General features: G+C 75.2%; 1 protein-coding gene. It reads left to right on the top strand.

Annotated features, from left to right (window positions below; all coding sequences use genetic code 11):
- Window positions 1-615, top strand: a 615-nt coding sequence (locus tag ABD308_RS32390) for a PAS domain-containing protein (RefSeq protein ID WP_344343036.1), incomplete at its 5' end; no start/stop codon positions are given.
- Window positions 616-979 lie beyond the last annotated feature (364 nt).

The raw sequence follows: 979 nt of genomic DNA, 5'->3' as shown, positions 1-979 counted from the left end.
GGCACCGTCTGCGTCCTGGACCACGAACCCCGCCAGTGGGGCCGCGAGCGGCTGCGCGACATCCAGCACCTCGCCGAGGCCCTGCTCTCCGAGATCCGGCTGCGCGACAACCTGGTCGCCCAGCAGCAGGAGATGTTCGCCGCCTTCGACGGCTCGCCCTTCCCGATCATGCTCACCGACTGCCCGGGCCAGGAGATCCGCTACGCCAACGCCCAGCACGCCGAGGTCTTCGGCGCCCCGGCGGCCTACGGCGGAATCGGCCAGGCCTACCCCCAGCTCGCCGCCGCCGGCCTCCAGCAGGCGGTCACCGAGGCCTACCGCACCGGACGCGCCACCGTCCTCAACGAGGTCCGCGTCCAATCCCTGCGCCCCGACGCCCAGCGCGGCCAGCAGGTCTTCAGCTTCACCTGCAGCCCGCTGCGCACCGCCCGCACCGGTCAGGTCAGCGGCGTGCTGACGGTCGGCATGGACGTCACCGCGCAGTCCCGCACCGAGGAGGAACTCGGCACCCTGGCGGCGCTGCTGGTCGACCGCCTCCAGCAGAGCGGCGCCCCCGTCGCCCGCCCCGCCGGCCGCCCGGGCAGCGGCGAGACCGGGATCGTCCTGCCGGCCTGAGCACAGCCCTGAGCACAGCCCTGAGCGCGGGCCGCCCAGGCGTCCTCCGCCCGCACCGCCGCATCCCCCACCGCGGTGGGGCGCCTCTCACCCCCGATGAGAGGCCCCCCGCCCCGGTGTCGTCCGGATCGGTGCCGTCCGGGTGAACCCGGTCCGGGCGAACCGCGGCCGGTCGAACTCCGGCCAAGTAGACGCCGTCCGGTCGAACTCCGGGCGAGTGGACGTCGGCCGGTCGAACTCCACCCGGTCGAACGCCGTCCGGGTGAACCCCGTCCGGGTGAACCGCCGAGCGCCGCCCCGCCGCGCACGCCCGAGCGGTCCACCGGGAGCTGGCCGACGCCCTTGAAGAAGGCGGCGGTCAGCC

Origin of the sequence: Kitasatospora putterlickiae (assembly GCF_039527695.1) — a bacterium.
In the GTDB taxonomy this organism is placed as follows: domain Bacteria; phylum Actinomycetota; class Actinomycetes; order Streptomycetales; family Streptomycetaceae; genus Kitasatospora; species Kitasatospora putterlickiae.
Note: the sequence above shows the minus strand (reverse complement) of the source record. Positions and strands in the feature narration are given on the sequence as shown.